We start from the raw sequence: 18,660 nt of genomic DNA on the forward strand, positions 1-18,660 counted from the left end.
GTGCCCGCTGTCTAAATAAGATGGCGGGCACTTTTTATGGTTTAGGATTTAAAAATATAGAAATGGAATGGATAAGTGTAAGTGTACTTGTAGCAAATGCCACAGATAAGATGGTGATGAGAGAGTAGAAAAACATGCCCTCGCCCATAAAATACAACCCTGACAAAATAACGGCTGCATCAATAATGAAGATGATGATTCCTACGTTGAGAGAAGAACGTTTAGAAATAAAAAGTGCGAGAAGATCCGTCCCGCCTGTACTTGTTTCGTATCTGAGCATAATGCCGATACCCGTGCCAATCAGTAAGCCGCCGGTGATGGCGCTTTCCATAACTGGAAGATGTATAAATCCCTTGAGAGGCAGGAGCAAATCAATAACAAAAGAAGAAATGAGCATTCCGTGAATACTGTTGATAAAAGAGCTGCGGTCAAATTTCCAGACCAGAAAATAAATCGGTATGCTCAGAAGAATAATGGTCATTCCTACCTTAAACCCCCACACATACTTCAACAGCAGGCCGATACCAATCATGCCGCCATCTAATAAATGAAAGGGCAGGATAAACACATTAATACCGATTCCCATTAAAAAACTGCCGATGAAAACGGCTGTCATCTTTGCAAGCATCATTTGCCTCCTGTCCCTCTTTTTACTACTTTATGAAGCGGGACAGGGATCAATTACTGCACAAAAACTGCCTAAGTATTATTTTTTGGATAAAATGGAATCAAACTCACTGGAGTTTACCATATTTATACTAAATTGATTTTTAAGTTCTTCCAATTGATTCATCGTTTGTTCAAATTCCTCTTCTTCTTCTTCCATATATCGTTTAAAAAAATAAATAGAGTCATCTTTCGTAATTAAAAGAAGTTTGATCTCAAGTTCCAATGGCTGTTTCCCTGAATCTTCATCACTGAACAAAATTCCTCCTGGTGATGTTTCCTTTTGGCTGAGATACATTGTACCTTGTGACGTATGCGTTTTGGAGAATTCAAGTATGTCATCGAATGACTCAGCTTGTCTCATTGAACTCATCCCTTCTACAGGTTTATCTATTCATTTTTCCCGCAGCAAGAAAAATTTAAACAACTGTTTAATCGATAAATATCAGCGGTTGCCCGTGATGTTTGTCCACACCAAAGTACCTTCTCCTGCATCTACTATTAGTACCATCGGTTGGTAATAAAATCGGTGATGAAAGGAGAGTAAGTCATGGGTTTTGGTTTTGATGGCGGAGACGGCTTTGGCCGCCGCCGGGGAGATACGTTTAGAAGAGAAGCAATTGCGCTAATTAACGAACGTGTACAAGTAGATACCGTAAACCAGACATTCCGCGGAAGATTGGTTGCAGTTGGCCGGGATGTCATCGTACTGCGTGTAAGAAGAAACAATTGTACATTCCGCGTTGTTATCCGTATATGCGAGATTGTAGCGATTTTCCCGATCTAACTGGGTTTCGACAGTTAAAAAACATCCCTTTTTCAGGGATGTTTTTTATTTTTTTCTGACGTTTAAAACCGCGTTGTTGCTTAGTTTATCAAAGAAATATATCTAGTTAGCAATTATTAACTTTGACAAACATTTTATAAAGAATATACAATTAGATTATTGTGTTAACGATTACAAACAACAAGAGGTGATATACATTATGAAAAGAATTGGACTAGCATGGCAGATTCTTATCGGTTTGATTCTGGGTATCGCGGTCGGAGCTATTTTTTACGGCAATCCTGGAATTGAAAAGTATTTGCAGCCAATTGGAGATATCTTCATCAGGCTCATTAAGATGATTGTCATTCCGATTGTAGTTTCCAGCCTAATTGTCGGCGTTGCCGGTGTAGGTGATATGAAAAAGCTGGGTAAACTCGGCGGAAAAACTATTCTTTATTTTGAGATCATTACAACGATTGCCATCGCTGTTGGGTTGTTGGTAGCAAATATCTTTAAGCCTGGTGCAGGCGTAGATATGAAACATTTGAGCAAAACAGATATCGGGAGTTATGTAGAAACAGCTAAAACCGCTGGTGAACATGGATTTGCGGAGACATTCGTTAATATCGTTCCTCAAAACTTGTTTGAATCTCTCGTGCACGGTGATATGCTTGCTATTATTTTCTTCTCGGTAATGTTCGGACTTGGTGTGGCAGCAATTGGTGAAAAAGGTCAGCCGGTTCTGAGGTTTTTCCAAGGTACAGCAGAAGCGATGTTTTACGTGACCAACCAGATCATGAAGTTTGCTCCATTCGGGGTTTTTGCACTGATTGGTGTTACGGTATCCAAGTTTGGTGTTACATCCTTGATCCCATTAAGCAAGCTTGTTATTCTTGTGTACTTGACTATGGCGTTCTTTGTTATAGTGGTACTCGGGCTCGTTGCAAAAATTGCGGGTGTTAATATATTTAATATTTTCAGAATATTAAAAGATGAACTGATCCTTGCGTATTCAACATCCAGCTCAGAAACGGTTCTTCCGAAATTAATGGAGAAGATGGAGAAGATGGGCTGCCCGAAAGCCATCGCGAGCTTTGTTATCCCAACAGGGTATTCCTTTAACTTAGATGGTTCAACTCTTTATCAGGCTATCGCGGCATTGTTTATCGCTCAAATGTACGGGATTGACATGCCGATCTCCTCTCAGATCACACTGCTTCTCGTGCTGATGGTAACATCTAAAGGAATCGCAGGTGTTCCTGGAGTATCGTTCGTCGTCCTCCTTGCTACATTGGGAACAGTTGGCATCCCGGTAGAAGGTTTAGCGTTTATTGCTGGTATCGACCGTATCCTTGATATGGCAAGAACCGCTGTTAACGTAGTTGGTAACTCTCTCGCTGCGATCATCATGTCCAAGTGGGAAGGCCAATTTGATAATCAAAAAGCTGAAGCGTATATCAATGAAGTTAAACAAGCATCATAAAAAGAAGCTCCTGCAAAAGCAGGAGCTTCTTTTTTCATTTAATAAGGCTTATTGCTTAAAGTATCAATAAAAAACTGCTATAATTAAAATATACCATAAGTGAAACTTATTACTAGAGGGGGAGTGCTGTTGGAATCACTACAACAACAACAAACGGCTCATAAGAAAATTACAAAGACCAATCTTTTTAAAAGGGTAATTTTTATAGCCCTGGGGGCATTGCTCGTAGCTACAGGCCTTGAAATTTTCCTCGTTCCCAATCAGATCATTGATGGGGGAATCGTCGGTATCTCCATTATTTTGTCTCATTTAACAAAGCTGAATCTTGGCTTGTTTCTTGTCGTGTTAAACATTCCATTCTTTTTCCTCGGTTACAAGCAAATCGGAAAAACCTTCGCCATTTCTACATTATTCGGTGTCATTATCATGTCTATTGGAACATCCTTTCTTCATCCTGTACCCGTTTTAACCGATGATCCTTTATTGGCCGCAGTATTCGGCGGTGTTATTTTAGGGGTGGGCGTCGGTATGGTCATCCGTTATGGAGGATCTCTTGATGGAACAGAAATTTTAGCCATTTTATTCAATACTAAAACACCTTTTTCTGTTGGTGAAGTGGTGATGTTCTTTAACATCTTCATTCTTGCAAGCGCAGGGTTTGTATTTGGATGGGACCGCGCTATGTATTCCTTGATCGCCTACTATATCGCTTTTAAGGTCATAGATGTTACCATTGATGGATTTGATCAGTCTAAATCTGTATGGATCATCAGTGATGAACATATGAGGATAGGCGAAGCCCTTCTTGCCAGACTTGGCCGTGGTGTAACTTATCTGAATGGGGAAGGTGCATACTCCAGAGACGATAAAAAAGTTATTTTTACCGTAATCACCAGGCTGGAAGAAGCGAAACTGAAAAATATCGTCAATGATATTGATCCGACGGCCTTTTTAGCGGTGGGAAATATTCATGATGTAAAGGGCGGCAGATTTAAAAAGAAAAATATTCACTGATACTGTTGTCCAAGGTTTGGAATAGGGTATCATTTAAACAAGATATATGATTAGACAGGGTTGTGAAAATAGTGCTTGGAGTAAAACAGGATAAAACCAAAAGAGGATTCTTTTTAACCTCAGTTCAGATCATCGTTCTTTTTTATCTTATTTCTGTCATCATTGCGACAGGTGTATTAAGTTTGCCGGCATTTCACAATCCTGGCGTCTCGGTGACGTTTGTTGATGCTCTGTTTACGGCAGTCAGTGCGGTGAGTGTCACCGGCCTTTCGGTTGTAACCATACATGAGACCTTCAACTCTGGCGGTGTCATTGCCTTGGCGATGATCGTCCAAATCGGCGGTGTCGGTGTGATGACGATGGGAACAGCGGTGTGGATATTGCTTGGAAAGAAAATCGGGATGAGAGAGCGGCAATTAATCATGACCGATCAAAACCAGTCCACACTGTCCGGACTTGTAAACCTCATGAGACAAATCCTTGGCTTAATTATGATTATTGAGTTCATTGGTATGGTTCTTTTTACTGTTCTGTTTTTAAAGTACTATCCGTCCTGGAAAGAAGCGTTATACCATGGTTTCTTTTCATCAGTTACCGCAACGACCAATGCGGGCTTTGATCTTACGGGCCAGTCCTTAATTCCATTTAAGGATGATTATTTCATTCAGCTGTTGACCATGATTTTAATTACAGCTGGCGCTATAGGCTTTCCAGTGCTGATCGAAGTAAAGAATTTTATAGCCGAAAGGAAATACAAGGAACGATATAACTTTACGCTGTTTACTAAAATTACGACGGTCACTTTTTTTATCCTTGTCGTAATGGGGACGGTGGGAATCTATGTGTTTGAAGCAGGACATTTTCTTGCCGATAAGACATGGCATGAAACGTTATTCTATTCTCTGTTCCAGTCGGTGACAACGAGGAGCGGCGGGCTCTCGACAATGGATATGAATCATTTTTCAACACCCACGAATCTATTTCTGAGCGCAATGATGTTTATCGGCGCTTCACCAAGCAGTGTAGGGGGCGGGGTCAGGACAACTACCGTTGCCGTAGCTTTTCTTGCGATATGGTTCTATGCAAAAGGCCGGAATTCAATAAAAGTTTTTGGCCGAGAAGTGATGACTGAAGACGTTCAGAAGTCTTTTATCGTTTTGATTGTGGCATTTCTGATTTGCAGTGCGGCCTCACTGTTTTTGGCAGTAACCGACCCGCTGCCTATCGAAAAAATTGTGTTTGAAGTATGTTCGGCATTTGGGACGACAGGTCTAAGTTTAGGAATTACACCTGACTTGAGTACGGGAGGAAAGATAATCCTTATGGTGCTCATGTTTATCGGAAGGATCGGCGTTCTTTCCTTCCTATTCATTATCCGCGGAAAGACGGTTGTGGAGCATTTTCATTACCCAAAAGAAAAAATAATCATCGGTCAGTAAAAATCATATTGAAAAGAGGAAGACTAATAATAGTCCTCCTCTTTTTATTTTTTGGCTCTTTTCTAAAAGATTGTTGCTTTAGGAACAAGTAAAGAACTTTCATTGATAAGTTGATTGGAGTGGGAGGTGCGAGACTCCTGCGGGAGCAGCGGGACAGGTGAGACCCACAGGCGCCATGCGCCGAGGAGGCTCACCGCACGCCCCGCGGAAAGCGAGCCTCCTGAAACGGAAATCAACTACTCCTAAGAGCAACAAAGGTTACGAAAACAGCCTATTTTTTAAGTTAATGAATAACTTTGTAGAAGAGCCAACATGCCAGAGCAATCCAAATTATGATGACTAACACTCCGGAAATCCAATAGGAAGGTTTGCCGGTATTATTATGGTTGGCTGCTTTTTCTCGGCTATCCATAAGGACCTCAGCTGGAAGCAGCCGGATTGCAAACCATATTCCAATTGGAAGAAGAATTAAATCATCCAGGTAACCGACTACAGGAATAAAGTCAGGGATTAGATCTATGGGACTGAAAGCATAAGCAATGACAATAAGCAGCACTATGCGTGCCGGCAAAGGAGTCTTTGGATTCCGATAGGCAAAATACAATACAGCGATATTCTGTTTGAATGATTTGGCTATTTGTTTCCATTTAATAATGAATGATTTCAATTCTTTCACCTTCTTTTTGAAAGATGGGAATATCAAAAGCTCCCCATAAATGAAACAACTGTTGCGATTTTTGTTGCAACAATTGTTATTTATGTTATTATGGCAACATGATATCTAAATAATATAAGGTGTGAACCCTATGGAAGAAAACAGGACATGGTATTTGTTTTCATATAAAGTTCCTGCAGAGCCTTCTACTCTGAGAGTAAGGATCTGGCGGAATTTAAAAGCACTTGGTGTGCTGTATATCCAGCAATCAGTATGTCTGGTGCCCAAAACACCCGATATTGAAAATAAGCTGGCTAAATTAAGAACGTTGATTGGTGAGCACCGCGGAGAGTCTTTTATGGTTGAGATCGTAAAGTTCTCTCATTACTCACAGCAAGAACTCATACAATTGTTTAATGCGCAGAGAGCTATGGAGTATGAGGAACTGCTTGAAAGCTGCAGCCGCTTCTTGCAAAGTATCAAAGACGAAATCAAAACAGGCCAGGATCAATTTGGCGACATCGAAGAAAATGAAATGGAACTCATACGCTTGAAAAGGTGGCACAGAAAGATCATGAAGAGAGATTATTTCAAACATGAGCTTTCCTTCCATTCTAAAGAATGCCTGAAGAGATGTGAAGAAAAGCTGTATTCTTTTTCAGAAGCAGTCTATGAGCTTGAGGGAGCTTATCACGGGGAATGATGATGATCGTATTAATTGTTTCTCTCTTATTGCTGCTTTTCCTGTGTTATGGCATCTTGCCAACTGTTTTGATCAGGACCTTCTCGTTACGTATTATGAAGTCCGGAGATAAGGATTTCAGGATTGCACTGACTTTTGATGATGGCCCGCACCCCGTCTACACTGAGAAGCTGCTTGATCTTCTGCGGTCATACCATGCATCAGCTGCTTTTTTTGTCGTAGGAGAACGGGCACAAAGGTATCCTCATCTGGTAGAGCGGATGAGTAAAGAAGGACATGCTGTTGGAATTCACCACCAGACTCATTCAAACAGCTGGTTTTTACTTCCGCATCGCCTGCATGAAGAAATATCAGGCTGTGCTCAATCGATAAAAAAAATTACAGGGAATGCCCCGATGTATTATCGCCCGCCCTGGGGCCGTTTTAATCTTTTTTCACTCTCTGCTTCAAGGGCGTACAAGACCATTATGTGGTCATCGATTAATGAAGACTGGAAGGCATCACAGGGAAAAGAAAAATTGGCAGAACGGCTGAAAAAAGATCTTGGTGGGGGACGGATCTATCTGCTTCATGATAGCGGAGACAATCCGGGAGCGGATGATGAGGCACCGGCGGTTATGCTTGAAGCTCTGCGTGAATTTCTAGAGTTTGCGCAGCAAAAAGGGTACCGGTTTGTGTCACTTAAAGAACTTAAGAAAAACAATGAACGAGGTTAATATGAGTCTAGACAGCGTCATATCTTATTTGCAAAGTTATGGGCATTGGATTATTCTTATCGTTTTGTTTTGTGGAATCGTAGGTATTCCTGCCCCTGAAGAATCGTTTATGTTTCTGATTGGAGTGCTCGTCGCAAAAGGCCATTTTGCATTTGGGACCAGTCTTCTTTATGCTTTTTTCGGTACGTTTGCAGGGATGCTCGTTTCCTACTGGATCGGCAGAAAGCTCGGTCTGCCTTTTATTGAACGATACGGAAAATATATAAAAATAACACCGGATCGATGGAAAGTGGTTGAGGGACGGTTTCATCGGCATGCGCAGACGACTGTTTTATTTGGTTTCTATCTGCCTGGACTACGCCAGCTTGCTCCTTATATTGCGGGAATCAGCCGATACTCCTTTTATCGTTACGTCCTGCTTTCGCTCATTGGGAGTGCATTATGGACAACTACCTTTGTCAGCATTGGCTATTTTTTTGGTGATCAGATTAAATTGAAGTACCTGCCATGGATTGCTGCAGCGGCTTTGCTCTTATTTTTGATAACAGTATTTAGAAAGAAATTTGCAAACAGGATTTAGAAGGTTTGTAGGGGAGGGTTTTTTATGAAAAAAATATTATTTTTGCCTTTGTTCCAAATGCCTTCTGGTCACCATCAAGTTGCTGATGCTTTAATGTCATCCATACAGCAGAGCAGCGATGAGCATATTATCTGCAAGAAAATTGACTTTTTGAGCTACTGGAATAAACCGCTAGAGAAAGTGATTTCAACGACCTATTTAAAATGGATTCATACCATGCCTAAAACGTATGATTGGATCTATCATCACGTGATGTACACTCCGGCTAAGAAAAGGGGTGCTATGCCCCATCAATTGCTCCTTTTTGAACACAAGATGCTGCGCATGCTTCGGGAAGAGAAACCGAACGTGATCGTATGCACACACTGTTTCCCTTCAGCAATTATTAACCGCCTGAAGAAAAGGGGACTGATCCAGGTTCCGGTCGTTAACGTGTATACTGATTTCTTTATTAATGACATCTGGGGAAAAAAAGGGATCGATTATCATTTGGTCAGCGATTCTTCAATGAAAAAAGAACTTGTCGCCAGACACCAGATTGAAAGGGATCAGATCATTATTACGGGAATACCTGTTAATGAAGATATTAGAGCTTATTTCTCTTGGCGTCCGGTACTGAAGAAGCACATCCTGATTTCAGGCGGTAGCATCGGGCTTGGCAAGATCAAAGGATTTCTTAAACAGATAAAGGAGGACTCCAATTACCGGTATACAGTTCTCTGCGGAAAAAATCAGAGACTATATAAAGAACTGTCTTCGTGGAATCATCCTAACATCAGGCCGAAGGGGTATATTTCCACCCGGACAGAGATGAACCATCTGTACGAACAGGTTGATGCCATTGTGACAAAGCCGGGCGGTATTACCATCAGTGAGGCTTTGAAGAAACGACTGCCTATTTTTGTTCATTCCGCATTGCCGGGCCAGGAACAGATCAACCTGAAAAAGCTGATCAGTGAAAACTTAATCATTCAGCTCAACGAGGAAAAACCATTCGAAGAACAGATCGCTTCTGTATTAGAAAATGAGCCTGAAGTAAAGGGCATCCTGCGCAAAATGAGCTATTTTGAGAACCATAAAGAAAAAAGCGCATATGAAGTGGTTTTAAATTTGCTTAATGAGAACACGATGCTGCAGATGCAGCCCGTTTAATAGACTGAAGTAACCGGGGGAAAAACCGAAATGCTTAGAATTATGTCTGTCACAAAAAATCACGAAGTTTTGCTGCAACCGTCCGTTGAATCATTATCAGATGATCAAATTGCATGGTACTGGGTAGATTTCACTCATCCTAGTGAAGAGGAAATCAAGCTTCTCAGTACTCTTTTTCACTTCCATCCCCTGGCGATCGAGGACTGTCTCCAGTTCCTTCAGCGCCCTAAACTGGAGTATTATCAAGGCTATAGTTTTTTTGTTATGCATGCTTTGGATTCCCATTCTCTTTCAGCAAAAGAAGTGGACCTTTTTATTGGAGAAAATTTTATCGTTTCTTTTCATTTCGATGAATTGAAAGAGCTGGATTCCACCTGGAACTATTTTCAGTCGGTTTGTGATTATTCTGCCATCGGCCCGATTGAAGTTGGACATAAAATTATGGATAAGATCGTTGATACGTACTTTCCAATCGTTCAAAATATCGAGGATCATCTGCTTGATATTGAGAACAACTATGAGAGAGGGAACAAACACTCTTTAATCCAGCAGACATTTGATGTACGAGGTGATTTGCTGAAAGTGCGGAGATCTATTTTTCCTATGCGCGATCTCATGTACCGCATCTTGGAATCTAAACGGTTTATGATCTCTGAGCATAAAAAGGCCTACTTTCATGATATTTATGACCACCTCATAAAATTAAGCGAGATGATTGATTCCAATCGGGAAATGACCTCGGATATTCGTGATAATTATATATCACTTAATTCCTATAAAATGAATAACATTATGAAAACACTGACAGTCATCACAACCATTTTCATGCCGTTGACGTTTATTGCGGGAATTTACGGCATGAACTTTCGGTATATGCCCGAGCTTAACTGGCATAATGGGTACTTTATCATCCTTGGATGCATGACTGCTTTAGGCTTAAGCATGTATTTTTGGTTTAGAAAAAAGGGATGGTTTGATCAGGAATAGATCAATCGATTGACACTAAGTTATGCATTGGTAAATGCTCCATCGGTGGGGAGATAAAATTCTCATCTTCAGTTTTTTCGTGCCGGGGTTAAGGCTGCTTATGCCGTTTGTGGTAGGCAGTAACCGGCTTTCTTTTTACCGGTTTGCCGCTCTTACCTATCCTGCGGGTTTTCTTTGGGTAGTCGTTTACTTTACGATCGGGTCTCAGTACGGAAAGCACATCTTTCAACTGAACCTGTATCTTCGAGGTTTTCAGTGGGCTGTGCCTTTTGTGTGTACTGCCATTCTCATATTTGGTACGCTGGGTTATGCGATAGGCTCTAAAAATGGGCTTCGCACTGCACAAAAGCATACAAATAAATGATGGCAATATCGTGACAATCCAGCTCCTCTTCTTTTTTATGTTATATAATGGAAATAGAAGAGGTGATATAAATGATTCTCTCTAAAAACAAAAACCCTTTTTTGTTTTTCTCGTTAAGCATCCTCATTATCCTCTGCCATTTTTCTTTATATCGGCTTGAGTTTATGGCTCCTTTGCCAAAAAACATCGGGCTTGCCACTCTCTTTGATTTTCTGATCGTGATTCCTTTGCTTTCTTACGTGTTCATTATCCGTAAACGATACTCTCTAAAATATGTCCCCCTTGTTGTGATCGCCGCCTGCTGGCTGGCAAAAATGATTGTTCCAGCCCAAAAACTTCCTCAAACGAATGGCTTCCCTTTTTTGTTATTCAGTATTGAAGGTATTTTAATCATTTATGAGCTCTCCATCCTTTTTTATACGGCAATCACACTGATGAAAGCTATATCAGCGGTACGTGGGGGAGAACCAATCTCAGCTTATTTTAATAACAGAATGAGGCAGACTTTATCTCTACGTATGACCATGACGAGGGCGATGGAGTGTATCCTCACTGAGATGACGGTCCTTTATTATGCTTTTTTCTCATGGAAGAAGAAAGAAAGGCGATTACGCGGCCAAATCTTTACTTATCATAAAAAAACAGCCGCAATCGCTTTTCGTTTTATGCTTATTCATGCTTTGTTGATTGAGTCCATTGGTTTTCATTATTTGCTTATGCAATGGAGTGGACTGGCAGCCTGGGCCTTTTTGCTTCTCAATGTGTATACGATCCTTTTTTTTCTTGGAGATATCCAGGCGATCAGGTCCTGTCCTTTTGTTCTTAACGAAAAGGAATTGGTCTTACAGCCTGGCCTTACAAAATCATTAACAATAGCTGTTTCTAACATTCGAAGTATAGAGCGGTACACTGGACCTGAACCATTAACCAAAGTTGAGGAAAAGCGGACATTTGATGCTGTATTGCAGGAGTTCTCCAAGGAAAAGCCGGCTTTTGAGATTAAGCTGATCAAGCCTGAGACCGTTAGAATGGCATTCGGGTTCACAAAACAAGTGGATACTGTCCATCTGAGTGTGGATGACGGCCAGATTTTCTTTGAAGTCCTGAGAGGACTAGTAGAGAATCAACATGAAAGTAGATAGGTGAAAGCCCACCCTGAATGACAGGGTGGGCTGCTTGTTTTATACGATTGTTTTTTTTGTCTGAAGCCGGCGTTTTGCCGGTTTCGCTTTTGCTTTTTTTATATAGGAATGCTTAATCTCATTGCATAAGGCCATTCCCAAAACTCCAAGTACACTGCATAAAAAGGACATTTGAGTGAAACCTCCTTTAGTCATAATGTAATATCCCACGCTAATTTGCTTTTTAAACATTCATTCTATTAAAATCCATTACTATATTCGAAATGAGGGTAGACTTTATGTCATGCTGGTGCTGAACGGTTGATTCATGGATAATTGAGAAACGAGTGATATGGAAGGAGACAAGCATGAAGGCTGCAATTTTGTTTATACTCGCGGGACTGGCTGAAATCGGGGGCGGATACCTGGTCTGGCTTACAATCAAAGAGAACAAGCCGATTGGATATGCGATTGCCGGGAGTCTAATTCTTGTACTATATGGCATTATTCCTACGCTTCAGAATTTCCCGAGTTTTGGAAGAGTGTATGCTGCCTATGGCGGTGTGTTTATCGTTTTATCTGTTCTCTGGGGATGGCTTGTGGATAGGAAAGTGCCAGACATCTACGATTGGATCGGAGCACTGGTTTGCATCGCTGGAGTCTCGATTATTCTTTGGGCACCAAGAAGTTAATTTCGTTTACATAAAAAAGGGGCTGTCCTGAAAGTCGAAAATTGACCTTCAGCAGCTCCTTTTTGGCTTGAAAATCTTCAATGAAAAGTTGATTGAAGTGGAAGGTGCGAGACTCCTCGAAAATGAACTTCACATTTTCTTCGTGCGANNGGTGAGACTCCCGCAGGCGCTAGCGCCAAGAGGCTCACCGCATGCCCCGCGGAAAGCGAGCACCCTGGAACGGAAATCAACAGCTTACAGACTTCTTGGACAGCCCCTTTTTTAATTATCCTCTCCGGGTTTGTAGGAATAGGGACCTTTATCCTCGTTGTGCGGATTGTTTGTATCGATATGAAGCGTTCCTGAATCTGTAATGGTCGCTAAAATAATATCTTGTATTTCCGCTCCTTTTTGCTTTACTCTCTTTAACAGCCAGTCTCTCTCCAGTTTAAGGTATTTTAGATTATGGTCGATGATCTGGCCATCCATGATGACAGGAATAGGGATAAATTCCTTTTTCACTTTTACTTTTAAATCCCCGGGCTGTACAGGCCTGTAATTGGCTTTTGGGATGACGCTGATCTGGCCGTTGTCTTCCATCGCGGCCAGTGCAATATTCCGGGTATCCGTGTAGCCCAGTACTCTTAATTGTGCAAGAAGTTCATCAACCGGGAGACGTACTTTTCTCAGGCCTTTCCGGTCAATGTCCCCGTTGCGGATTAGGACAGTCGGGCTCTCATAAAGAATCCACCGTAATTTATTATTCATAGAAATCCACATGAAAATTTTATAAAACACCACAATCATAAACGTATACAAAAGAGCTTTCCAAACACTGTCCTTTTGAAGCGGCTGACTGATCACATTGCCAATAATCAAGATAAAAAGCATATCAAAACTGTGCATTTGAGATACAGCCTTTTTTCCCGTAAATCTTAAAAACAAATAGCCAAACAGAAATATCATGAATGCTCGATAAAAAAATTCCATAAGTGTCTCCTCTTTTAAGCGTACAAATATTATGGACAGAAAAGACAAATATTCATACTTGGCCACATAAGTTTTTGTCCTTTCCTCATGAAATCAATTTTTCCATCATAAATTGAAGAAAGAGATGATAGAGGAGGGAACAATCTTGACCTGGGATCAGCAAAATAAAGAACTTGGAATGGCAATTTCGGAAATTACTGAAATTGCTTCTGGTTTTGGCCTTGATTTCTATCCAATGCGCTATGAAATCTGCCCTGCGGATATTATTTATACATTCGGCGCGTATGGTATGCCGACAAGGTTCTCTCATTGGAGTTTCGGGAAACAATTCCACAAAATGAAGCTGCAATATGATTTGGGATTAAGCAAAATCTATGAGCTCGTGATCAACTCTGACCCATGCTATGCGTTCTTACTGGATACGAACTCTTTGATCCAGAACAAGCTGATTATCGCCCATGTTCTTGCTCATTGTGATTTCTTTAAAAACAATGTCCGCTTCTCCAACACGAGAAGGGATATGGTAGAAAGCATGACGGCCACAGCAGAAAGAGTCTCTCACTATGAACTGGTTCATGGAAAACGGGAGGTCGAGGAATTCCTGGATGCTGTACTCGCCATACAAGAACACATTGATCCGTCCATTATGCGAAATCGGCTGAATTATGACCTTGAAGATGTAGAAGAAGAGGAAATTGTAAAAAGAGAAACGCCTTACGATGATCTCTGGAACATTGATAAACCGAAAACCAATCATGAAAAGACATCCAATGTAAAAAAGAAGCTTTTTCCTCCTCAGCCAGAAAAAGATATCCTGCTGTTTATTGAAGAATACAGCAGAGAGCTTGAAGACTGGCAGCGTGATATTCTTTCCATGATGAGAGAAGAAATGCTTTATTTCTGGCCGCAGCTGGAGACGAAAATCATGAACGAAGGCTGGGCCAGCTACTGGCACGCTAAAATCCTCCAGGAGATGGATCTGACCACTCATGAGACCATTGAGTTTGCCAAATTGAACGCGGGGGTTGTTCAGCCGTCAAGAACCTCCATCAACCCTTACTATATGGGGCTGCAGATTTTTAAGGACATCGAAGAACGGTATAATGATCCGGATGAAGAATTGCTCAAGCAGGGAGTAAAACCAGGATCTGGCCGTGAGAAGATGTTTGAAGTCCGTGAACTGGAATCCGATATGTCCTTCATCCGCAACTACTTGACGAAGGATCTTTGTCAGCGTGAAGACATGTACCTTTTCCAAAAGCAGGGGAGGGACTACAAGGTCGTGGATAAAGATTGGGAAGGCGTGCGCGACCAGCTAGTCGGCATGCGCGTTAACGGCGGCTTTCCTTATATTACGGTAAACGATGGGGATTACCTGAAAAATGGCGAGCTGTACTTGAAGCACTGGTTCGAAGGAATCGAGCTGGATGTGAAATATTTGGAGAAAGTACTGCCTTATGTGAACCAGCTGTGGGGCAGACCCGTGCATATCGAGACGAAAATTGAAGAGAAGCCTGTTTTGTTTACTTATGACGGGAAGAGTGTGCATCGGAAATATCTATAAAAAAATGGGCTGCCAGGGAGATGGCAGTCCATTTTTGGATGGTATAAGTTTTTTAAGTTATGTAATTAAAAAATAGAGATTCATCGGCTCTTTTATTTCAGGTATGCTGGGCATAGGCGGAGCGATTATAAATTATCCCATCCTATTGTACATTCCTTCCTTGTTGGGGTTTGCCGGATTTACGGCACATCATGTTTCAGGCATTGTCGCTGTACAAGTGTTCTTTTCAACACTTGCTGGGATTCTAGCCTATCGAAAGGGTGGATATATTATGTAAAGCTGTTAATGATCATGGGAACGAGTTCCCTTGCAGGCAGTTTTATTGGGGGATATGGTTCTCACCTTTTGCCTGAGAACGGCATTAATATCATTTATGGATTGATGGCCGTTACAGCAGCCATCATGATGATGCTCCCGAAAAAAGAAAAAGAGAAGGCCTCAGGAGCAGAAGTACTTTTCAACAAAAAACTTGCAGGAATATTAGCTTTTGTTACCGGGGTATTTGCAGGTATTGTAGGTGCAGGAGCATTTATCCTTGTCCCCATTATGCTGGTGGTTTTAAAGATTCCGATCCGGATGACAATTGCAACAAGCCTGGGAATTACATTTCTATCATCCATCGGATCAGTCATCGGAAAAATGGCGACCGGGCAGATTCTGTACCATCCGGCTGTCGTCATGCTGATCGTTAGTTTAATTGCTGCTCCGCTTGGAGTTAAGGCAGGAAAGAAAATGAATTCAAAAGTCCTGCAGTATATTCTTGCAGTGCTGATCATCGCAACAGCATTAAAAATATGGATCGATCTTTTAATGACATGATAGAAAACCGTCTTTTATTAAAAGGGCGGTTTTTTTGTTCACTACTTTTTAATACCTACTTACTTTTTATGTGTTGGTAGTATATAATACATAAGAACATTCTTTTATTGGGATAGTCAGTCAGTCAGCTTTGCAAAATAAGAAAACAGAATGATAAAATTTAAAGCAAACATCTGTTTCATATATAAGGGGATTAAACATAATGGAACAATCGAAACTTGAATCTAAAGTTCTTTCCATACTTGAAGATAAAATTCAGCTGATCAAAACACCTGAAGGGGGCGGCATCTATTTGGTCGGACCGATTCGACTGCCTGTGAACCTCTACGGGGAAACAGTCGTCTTTCAATGGTATTGCTGGCTTCAAAGAGATGAAATTACGGATGATTACGAAAAAATTATTGAAAAATTGTCTTCTGACAACCTGGCCGAATACCAGCAGTCAAGCGTATTGGTGTACGGAGACTTTGAATACAATGAAGATGCCTTAATTCGCATGCATTCCATCTGCCATACAGGAGATATTTTCGGAAGCAAACGATGCGACTGCGGATTTCAATTAAAGCAATCCATGCAGATGATTAAGGAACATGGAACTGGCGCTCTCTTTTACCTTGCCAATCACGAAGGAAGGGGCATCGGTTTATTCTCAAAAGCGATGGCTTACGTTCTTCAGGAAAACGGCTACGATACAGTAGAAGCCAACCTGAACTTAGGATTCGTCGATGATTCAAGGAACTATGAGGACGCTATACATGTATTAAAAGCGCTGCGTAAAAAACCCGTCACATTAATTACAAATAACCCTAAAAAGCTGGAGGCTTTAAAAAACTCAGGCATGCATCTGTCAGGTCGGACACCATTATGGGGAGATGTTTCAGAGTTTAATGAGACTTACCTGAATACAAAGATAGCCCGCTCCGGACACTTAAAAGAGGAAGAAGGCTGCCCAAATGGCTAATCATGAATTTTATATGAGACTGGCACTTGATAACGCACGAGCGATGAAGGGCCAAACGGATCCCAATCCCATGGTCGGAGCTGTCATTGTTAATGATAATCGAATCGTTGGAATTGGGTCACACTTAAAGCCTGGTGAACCACACGCTGAAATTCATGCGATCCGTATGGCGGGTGAGAAGACAATAGGAGGAACGATTTATGTTACCCTTGAACCTTGCTCTCATCACGGAAGGACAGGCCCATGTGCCGAAGCCATTGTGAAAGCCGGTCTTAAAAAGGTAGTGATCGCAAGTCTCGACCCCAATCCGCTCGTTTCAGGCAGAGGCGTCGCCATTTTAAAAGAAGCGGGTATAGAGGTCATAACTGGTGTTCTTGAGCGTGAATCGCAAACCATGAATGAAGTATTCAACAAATTTATCGTCCAGAAGAGGCCGTTCGTAACGACTAAATCAGCGGTTACACTTGATGGCAAAATATCTACCTACACTTCAGACAGCAAGTGGATTACGTCGGAAGAAGCACGGACAGACGTTCATCACATCCGTAACGAAAACATGGCCATTCTTGTCGGTGTCAATACGGTGATCAAGGATGATCCTGAGTTATCAACAAGGATTCCAAACGGCCGCAATCCGATCAGGGTAATCCTCGATTCAACGTTAAGAATCCCGCTTGAATCAAAGGTTGTTCAGGACGGCAAAGCAGAATCGTGGATCTTTACGACCGAGCGCGCCAGTGCAGAGAAAAGAAAAGAGCTTGAAAATGCTGGGGTCTCTGTTTTTGTAACAAAAAGCCCCGGCGATCAGGTGAACCCTGTAGAAGTCGTTGACCTGCTCGGAGAAAAGCTCGTTTCATCACTTATGATCGAAGGGGGAGGAGCCGTTATTGCGTCTTTCCTTCAACATCAGCTCGTTGATAAAATGGTGGTTTATATGGCACCCAAACTGGTGGGCGGAAGCCTTGCGCCTACTTTTCTTGAAGGAACGGGCATCGAAAAGATGAGTGATGCGGTTGAACTGCGGGATTTGAGCGTCGAACAAACAGGCAAAGATTTTAAATTCACCGGTTACCCGTTGTATCAGGGGAAGTAAGGAGAGTCACATGAAATTCGGTTTTGATATAGATGATACATTGATTAATTTAAGAGGCTACGCGTTTTCCATTTACAATAAGAAATTAAATCAAAAGATTGCACTGGATGTTTTTGAGGAATTGAAAACGGTGGAGATTCATCATCCGTTCGGTCTCAGTGATCGGGAGGGCAAAGAGATGTGGAACAGCTCGCTCGAAGAAATATATTTTACATCCTGTCCTCCATATCCAAAGGCAGTAGAAACGCTGCAGGAGCTTCATCAGCAGGGCCATGAAATCTATTACATTACTGCCCGTCCCGGAGAACATGGCGAGCGTACAATGGAATGGATGATTCAGCAAGGCTTTCCAGTAGAGGAAGAAAAGTTTTTCTGCGGGATGAAGGACCATGAAAAGGTAAAAATCATCGAAGAGTTAGGTTTGGATTATTATTTCGATGATAAACCAAGAGTCCTGGAGACACTGTCCAGCGATACACTGAAGATCTTTGTGAAGGACCAGTCGTATAACAGGCATTACAAAGCCGAACGCGTCACAGACTGGGGAGAATTGAAAGAGATTCTAATGGAGAAGAACAGCAGATAAATCTGCTGTTCTTTTTTGATTTAAGGGCATGTTGCAGTGTGGCTAGTTTACCGTAATCAAGTATTGGCTAGTAAAAGTTGAGTTTTGGACAGTATTTTTAGAGTTTGGCCAGTAAATTCCATGTTCTGGCCAGTAACGGGATTGAAGGAGAGTTTGGTATGCAGTGTAGCCCGCAAAGCCAGGGTGGAAACAACAGATTCAGCTTTATAAGAAGCAGTGAAAAGGGAGGTTGTCCCATTTACTTATGGGACAACCTTTATTTTTGGGAGTCGATAGATCATATTTGATCATGTATGAGAGGGTAAAAATGGATGCCGCCCGATTATT

21 protein-coding genes and 1 pseudogene are annotated in these 18,660 nt (G+C 41.6%); 17 read left to right on the forward strand and 5 right to left on the reverse strand.

Annotation, left to right across the window (positions count from 1 at the left end):
* Positions 1-34: 34 nt before the first annotated feature.
* Together P4361_RS07585 and P4361_RS07590 are read right to left on the reverse strand one after the other, a co-directional pair.
* Entirely contained in the window at positions 35-628 is a 594-nt protein-coding gene (locus P4361_RS07585; RefSeq protein WP_425590237.1) for a YitT family protein, read from the reverse strand.
* 78 nt (positions 629-706) lie between these two features.
* Positions 707-1,030 carry a hypothetical protein gene (locus P4361_RS07590; protein ID WP_062236814.1) on the reverse strand — a complete coding sequence of 108 codons (324 nt, stop codon included), beginning with the start codon at positions 1,028-1,030 and terminating at the stop codon, positions 707-709.
* 186 nt (positions 1,031-1,216) lie between these two features.
* Between P4361_RS07590 and P4361_RS07595 the strand changes: the two genes are divergently transcribed.
* The 4 genes from P4361_RS07595 to P4361_RS07610 all read left to right on the forward strand — a co-directional run bounded on the left by P4361_RS07595 (position 1,217) and on the right by P4361_RS07610 (position 5,371).
* Positions 1,217-1,453, forward strand: coding sequence for a DUF2642 domain-containing protein (locus P4361_RS07595; protein ID WP_062236811.1), 237 nt, complete (start codon positions 1,217-1,219; stop codon positions 1,451-1,453).
* A 199-nt stretch (positions 1,454-1,652) separates the two neighbouring features.
* Complete coding sequence (locus P4361_RS07600; RefSeq protein ID WP_091007014.1) at positions 1,653-2,918, forward strand: cation:dicarboxylate symporter family transporter; 1,266 nt, start codon at positions 1,653-1,655, stop codon at positions 2,916-2,918.
* A 129-nt stretch (positions 2,919-3,047) separates the two neighbouring features.
* Positions 3,048-3,932, forward strand: a complete 885-nt coding sequence (locus tag P4361_RS07605; RefSeq protein WP_305585545.1) for a YitT family protein — start codon at positions 3,048-3,050, stop codon at positions 3,930-3,932.
* A 71-nt stretch (positions 3,933-4,003) separates the two neighbouring features.
* A complete protein-coding gene (locus P4361_RS07610; protein WP_425590236.1) occupies positions 4,004-5,371 on the forward strand; it encodes a TrkH family potassium uptake protein in 1,368 nt (455 codons plus the stop codon).
* A 283-nt stretch (positions 5,372-5,654) separates the two neighbouring features.
* On the opposite strand, the gene P4361_RS07615 is transcribed toward P4361_RS07610, so the two are convergent.
* Complete coding sequence (locus P4361_RS07615; protein WP_254781561.1) at positions 5,655-6,047, reverse strand: YkvA family protein; 393 nt, start codon at positions 6,045-6,047, stop codon at positions 5,655-5,657.
* A 130-nt stretch (positions 6,048-6,177) separates the two neighbouring features.
* On the opposite strand from P4361_RS07615, the gene P4361_RS07620 reads away from it, so the two are divergent.
* The 7 genes from P4361_RS07620 (at position 6,178) to P4361_RS07650 (ending at position 11,670) form a co-directional block, all read left to right on the forward strand.
* Complete coding sequence (locus tag P4361_RS07620) at positions 6,178-6,729, forward strand: Chromate resistance protein ChrB (RefSeq protein WP_328088863.1); 552 nt, start codon at positions 6,178-6,180, stop codon at positions 6,727-6,729.
* Entirely contained in the window at positions 6,726-7,445 is a 720-nt protein-coding gene (locus P4361_RS07625; protein ID WP_328088864.1) for a polysaccharide deacetylase family protein, read from the forward strand. Before P4361_RS07620 ends, P4361_RS07625 begins: the two co-directional genes overlap by 4 nt.
* 1 nt (position 7,446) lies before the next feature.
* The gene (locus tag P4361_RS07630) at positions 7,447-8,025 is read left to right on the forward strand and encodes a DedA family protein (RefSeq protein ID WP_053355612.1); all 579 of its coding nucleotides are present in this window, start codon (positions 7,447-7,449) and stop codon (positions 8,023-8,025) included.
* Between the two features lie 24 nt (positions 8,026-8,049).
* Entirely contained in the window at positions 8,050-9,177 is a 1,128-nt protein-coding gene (locus tag P4361_RS07635; RefSeq protein WP_265408482.1) for an MGDG synthase family glycosyltransferase, read from the forward strand.
* Positions 9,178-9,207: 30 nt separating this feature from the next.
* Complete coding sequence (corA, locus tag P4361_RS07640; RefSeq protein WP_328088867.1) at positions 9,208-10,164, forward strand: magnesium/cobalt transporter CorA; 957 nt, start codon at positions 9,208-9,210, stop codon at positions 10,162-10,164.
* Positions 10,165-10,264: 100 nt separating this feature from the next.
* On the forward strand, positions 10,265-10,528 hold the full coding sequence (locus P4361_RS07645; protein WP_328088868.1) for a hypothetical protein: 264 nt from the start codon (positions 10,265-10,267) through the stop codon (positions 10,526-10,528).
* Positions 10,529-10,599: 71 nt separating this feature from the next.
* Entirely contained in the window at positions 10,600-11,670 is a 1,071-nt protein-coding gene (locus P4361_RS07650; protein ID WP_328088869.1) for a hypothetical protein, read from the forward strand.
* A gap of 39 nt (positions 11,671-11,709) precedes the next feature.
* Here the strand turns inward: P4361_RS07650 and P4361_RS07655 are convergent, their stop codons facing one another.
* A complete protein-coding gene (locus P4361_RS07655; protein WP_328088870.1) occupies positions 11,710-11,841 on the reverse strand; it encodes a hypothetical protein in 132 nt (43 codons plus the stop codon).
* Positions 11,842-12,017: 176 nt separating this feature from the next.
* On the opposite strand from P4361_RS07655, the gene P4361_RS07660 reads away from it, so the two are divergent.
* Positions 12,018-12,341, forward strand: coding sequence for a YnfA family protein (locus P4361_RS07660; RefSeq protein WP_328088871.1), 324 nt, complete (start codon positions 12,018-12,020; stop codon positions 12,339-12,341).
* 261 nt (positions 12,342-12,602) lie between these two features.
* Here P4361_RS07660 and P4361_RS07665 read toward each other — a convergent pair whose 3' ends face one another.
* Positions 12,603-13,310, reverse strand: a complete 708-nt coding sequence (locus P4361_RS07665) for a DUF421 domain-containing protein (protein WP_053355606.1) — start codon at positions 13,308-13,310, stop codon at positions 12,603-12,605.
* Between the two features lie 124 nt (positions 13,311-13,434).
* Between P4361_RS07665 and P4361_RS07670 the strand changes: the two genes are divergently transcribed.
* The 5 genes and pseudogenes from P4361_RS07670 to P4361_RS07690 all read left to right on the forward strand — a co-directional run bounded on the left by P4361_RS07670 (position 13,435) and on the right by P4361_RS07690 (position 18,333).
* Complete coding sequence (locus tag P4361_RS07670) at positions 13,435-14,874, forward strand: SpoVR family protein (protein WP_328088872.1); 1,440 nt, start codon at positions 13,435-13,437, stop codon at positions 14,872-14,874.
* A 103-nt stretch (positions 14,875-14,977) separates the two neighbouring features.
* Positions 14,978-15,693: pseudogene (locus tag P4361_RS07675) on the forward strand (sulfite exporter TauE/SafE family protein).
* 202 nt (positions 15,694-15,895) lie between these two features.
* Positions 15,896-16,654 (forward strand): GTP cyclohydrolase II, encoded by a 759-nt coding sequence (locus tag P4361_RS07680; RefSeq protein ID WP_053355604.1) that lies wholly within the window; start codon positions 15,896-15,898, stop codon positions 16,652-16,654.
* A complete protein-coding gene (gene ribD, locus P4361_RS07685; RefSeq protein ID WP_328088874.1) occupies positions 16,647-17,747 on the forward strand; it encodes a bifunctional diaminohydroxyphosphoribosylaminopyrimidine deaminase/5-amino-6-(5-phosphoribosylamino)uracil reductase RibD in 1,101 nt (366 codons plus the stop codon). The genes P4361_RS07680 and ribD overlap by 8 nt, the downstream gene beginning before the upstream one ends.
* Positions 17,748-17,757: 10 nt before the next feature.
* Positions 17,758-18,333: a 5' nucleotidase, NT5C type gene (locus tag P4361_RS07690; RefSeq protein ID WP_256226707.1), complete on the forward strand. Its 576-nt coding sequence runs from the start codon at positions 17,758-17,760 to the stop codon at positions 18,331-18,333.
* The last annotated feature ends 327 nt before the right edge of the window (positions 18,334-18,660 follow it).

Origin of the sequence: Fictibacillus sp. B-59209, assembly GCF_036216745.1 — a bacterium.
Lineage (GTDB): Bacteria > Bacillota > Bacilli > Bacillales > Fictibacillaceae > Fictibacillus_C > Fictibacillus_C marinisediminis.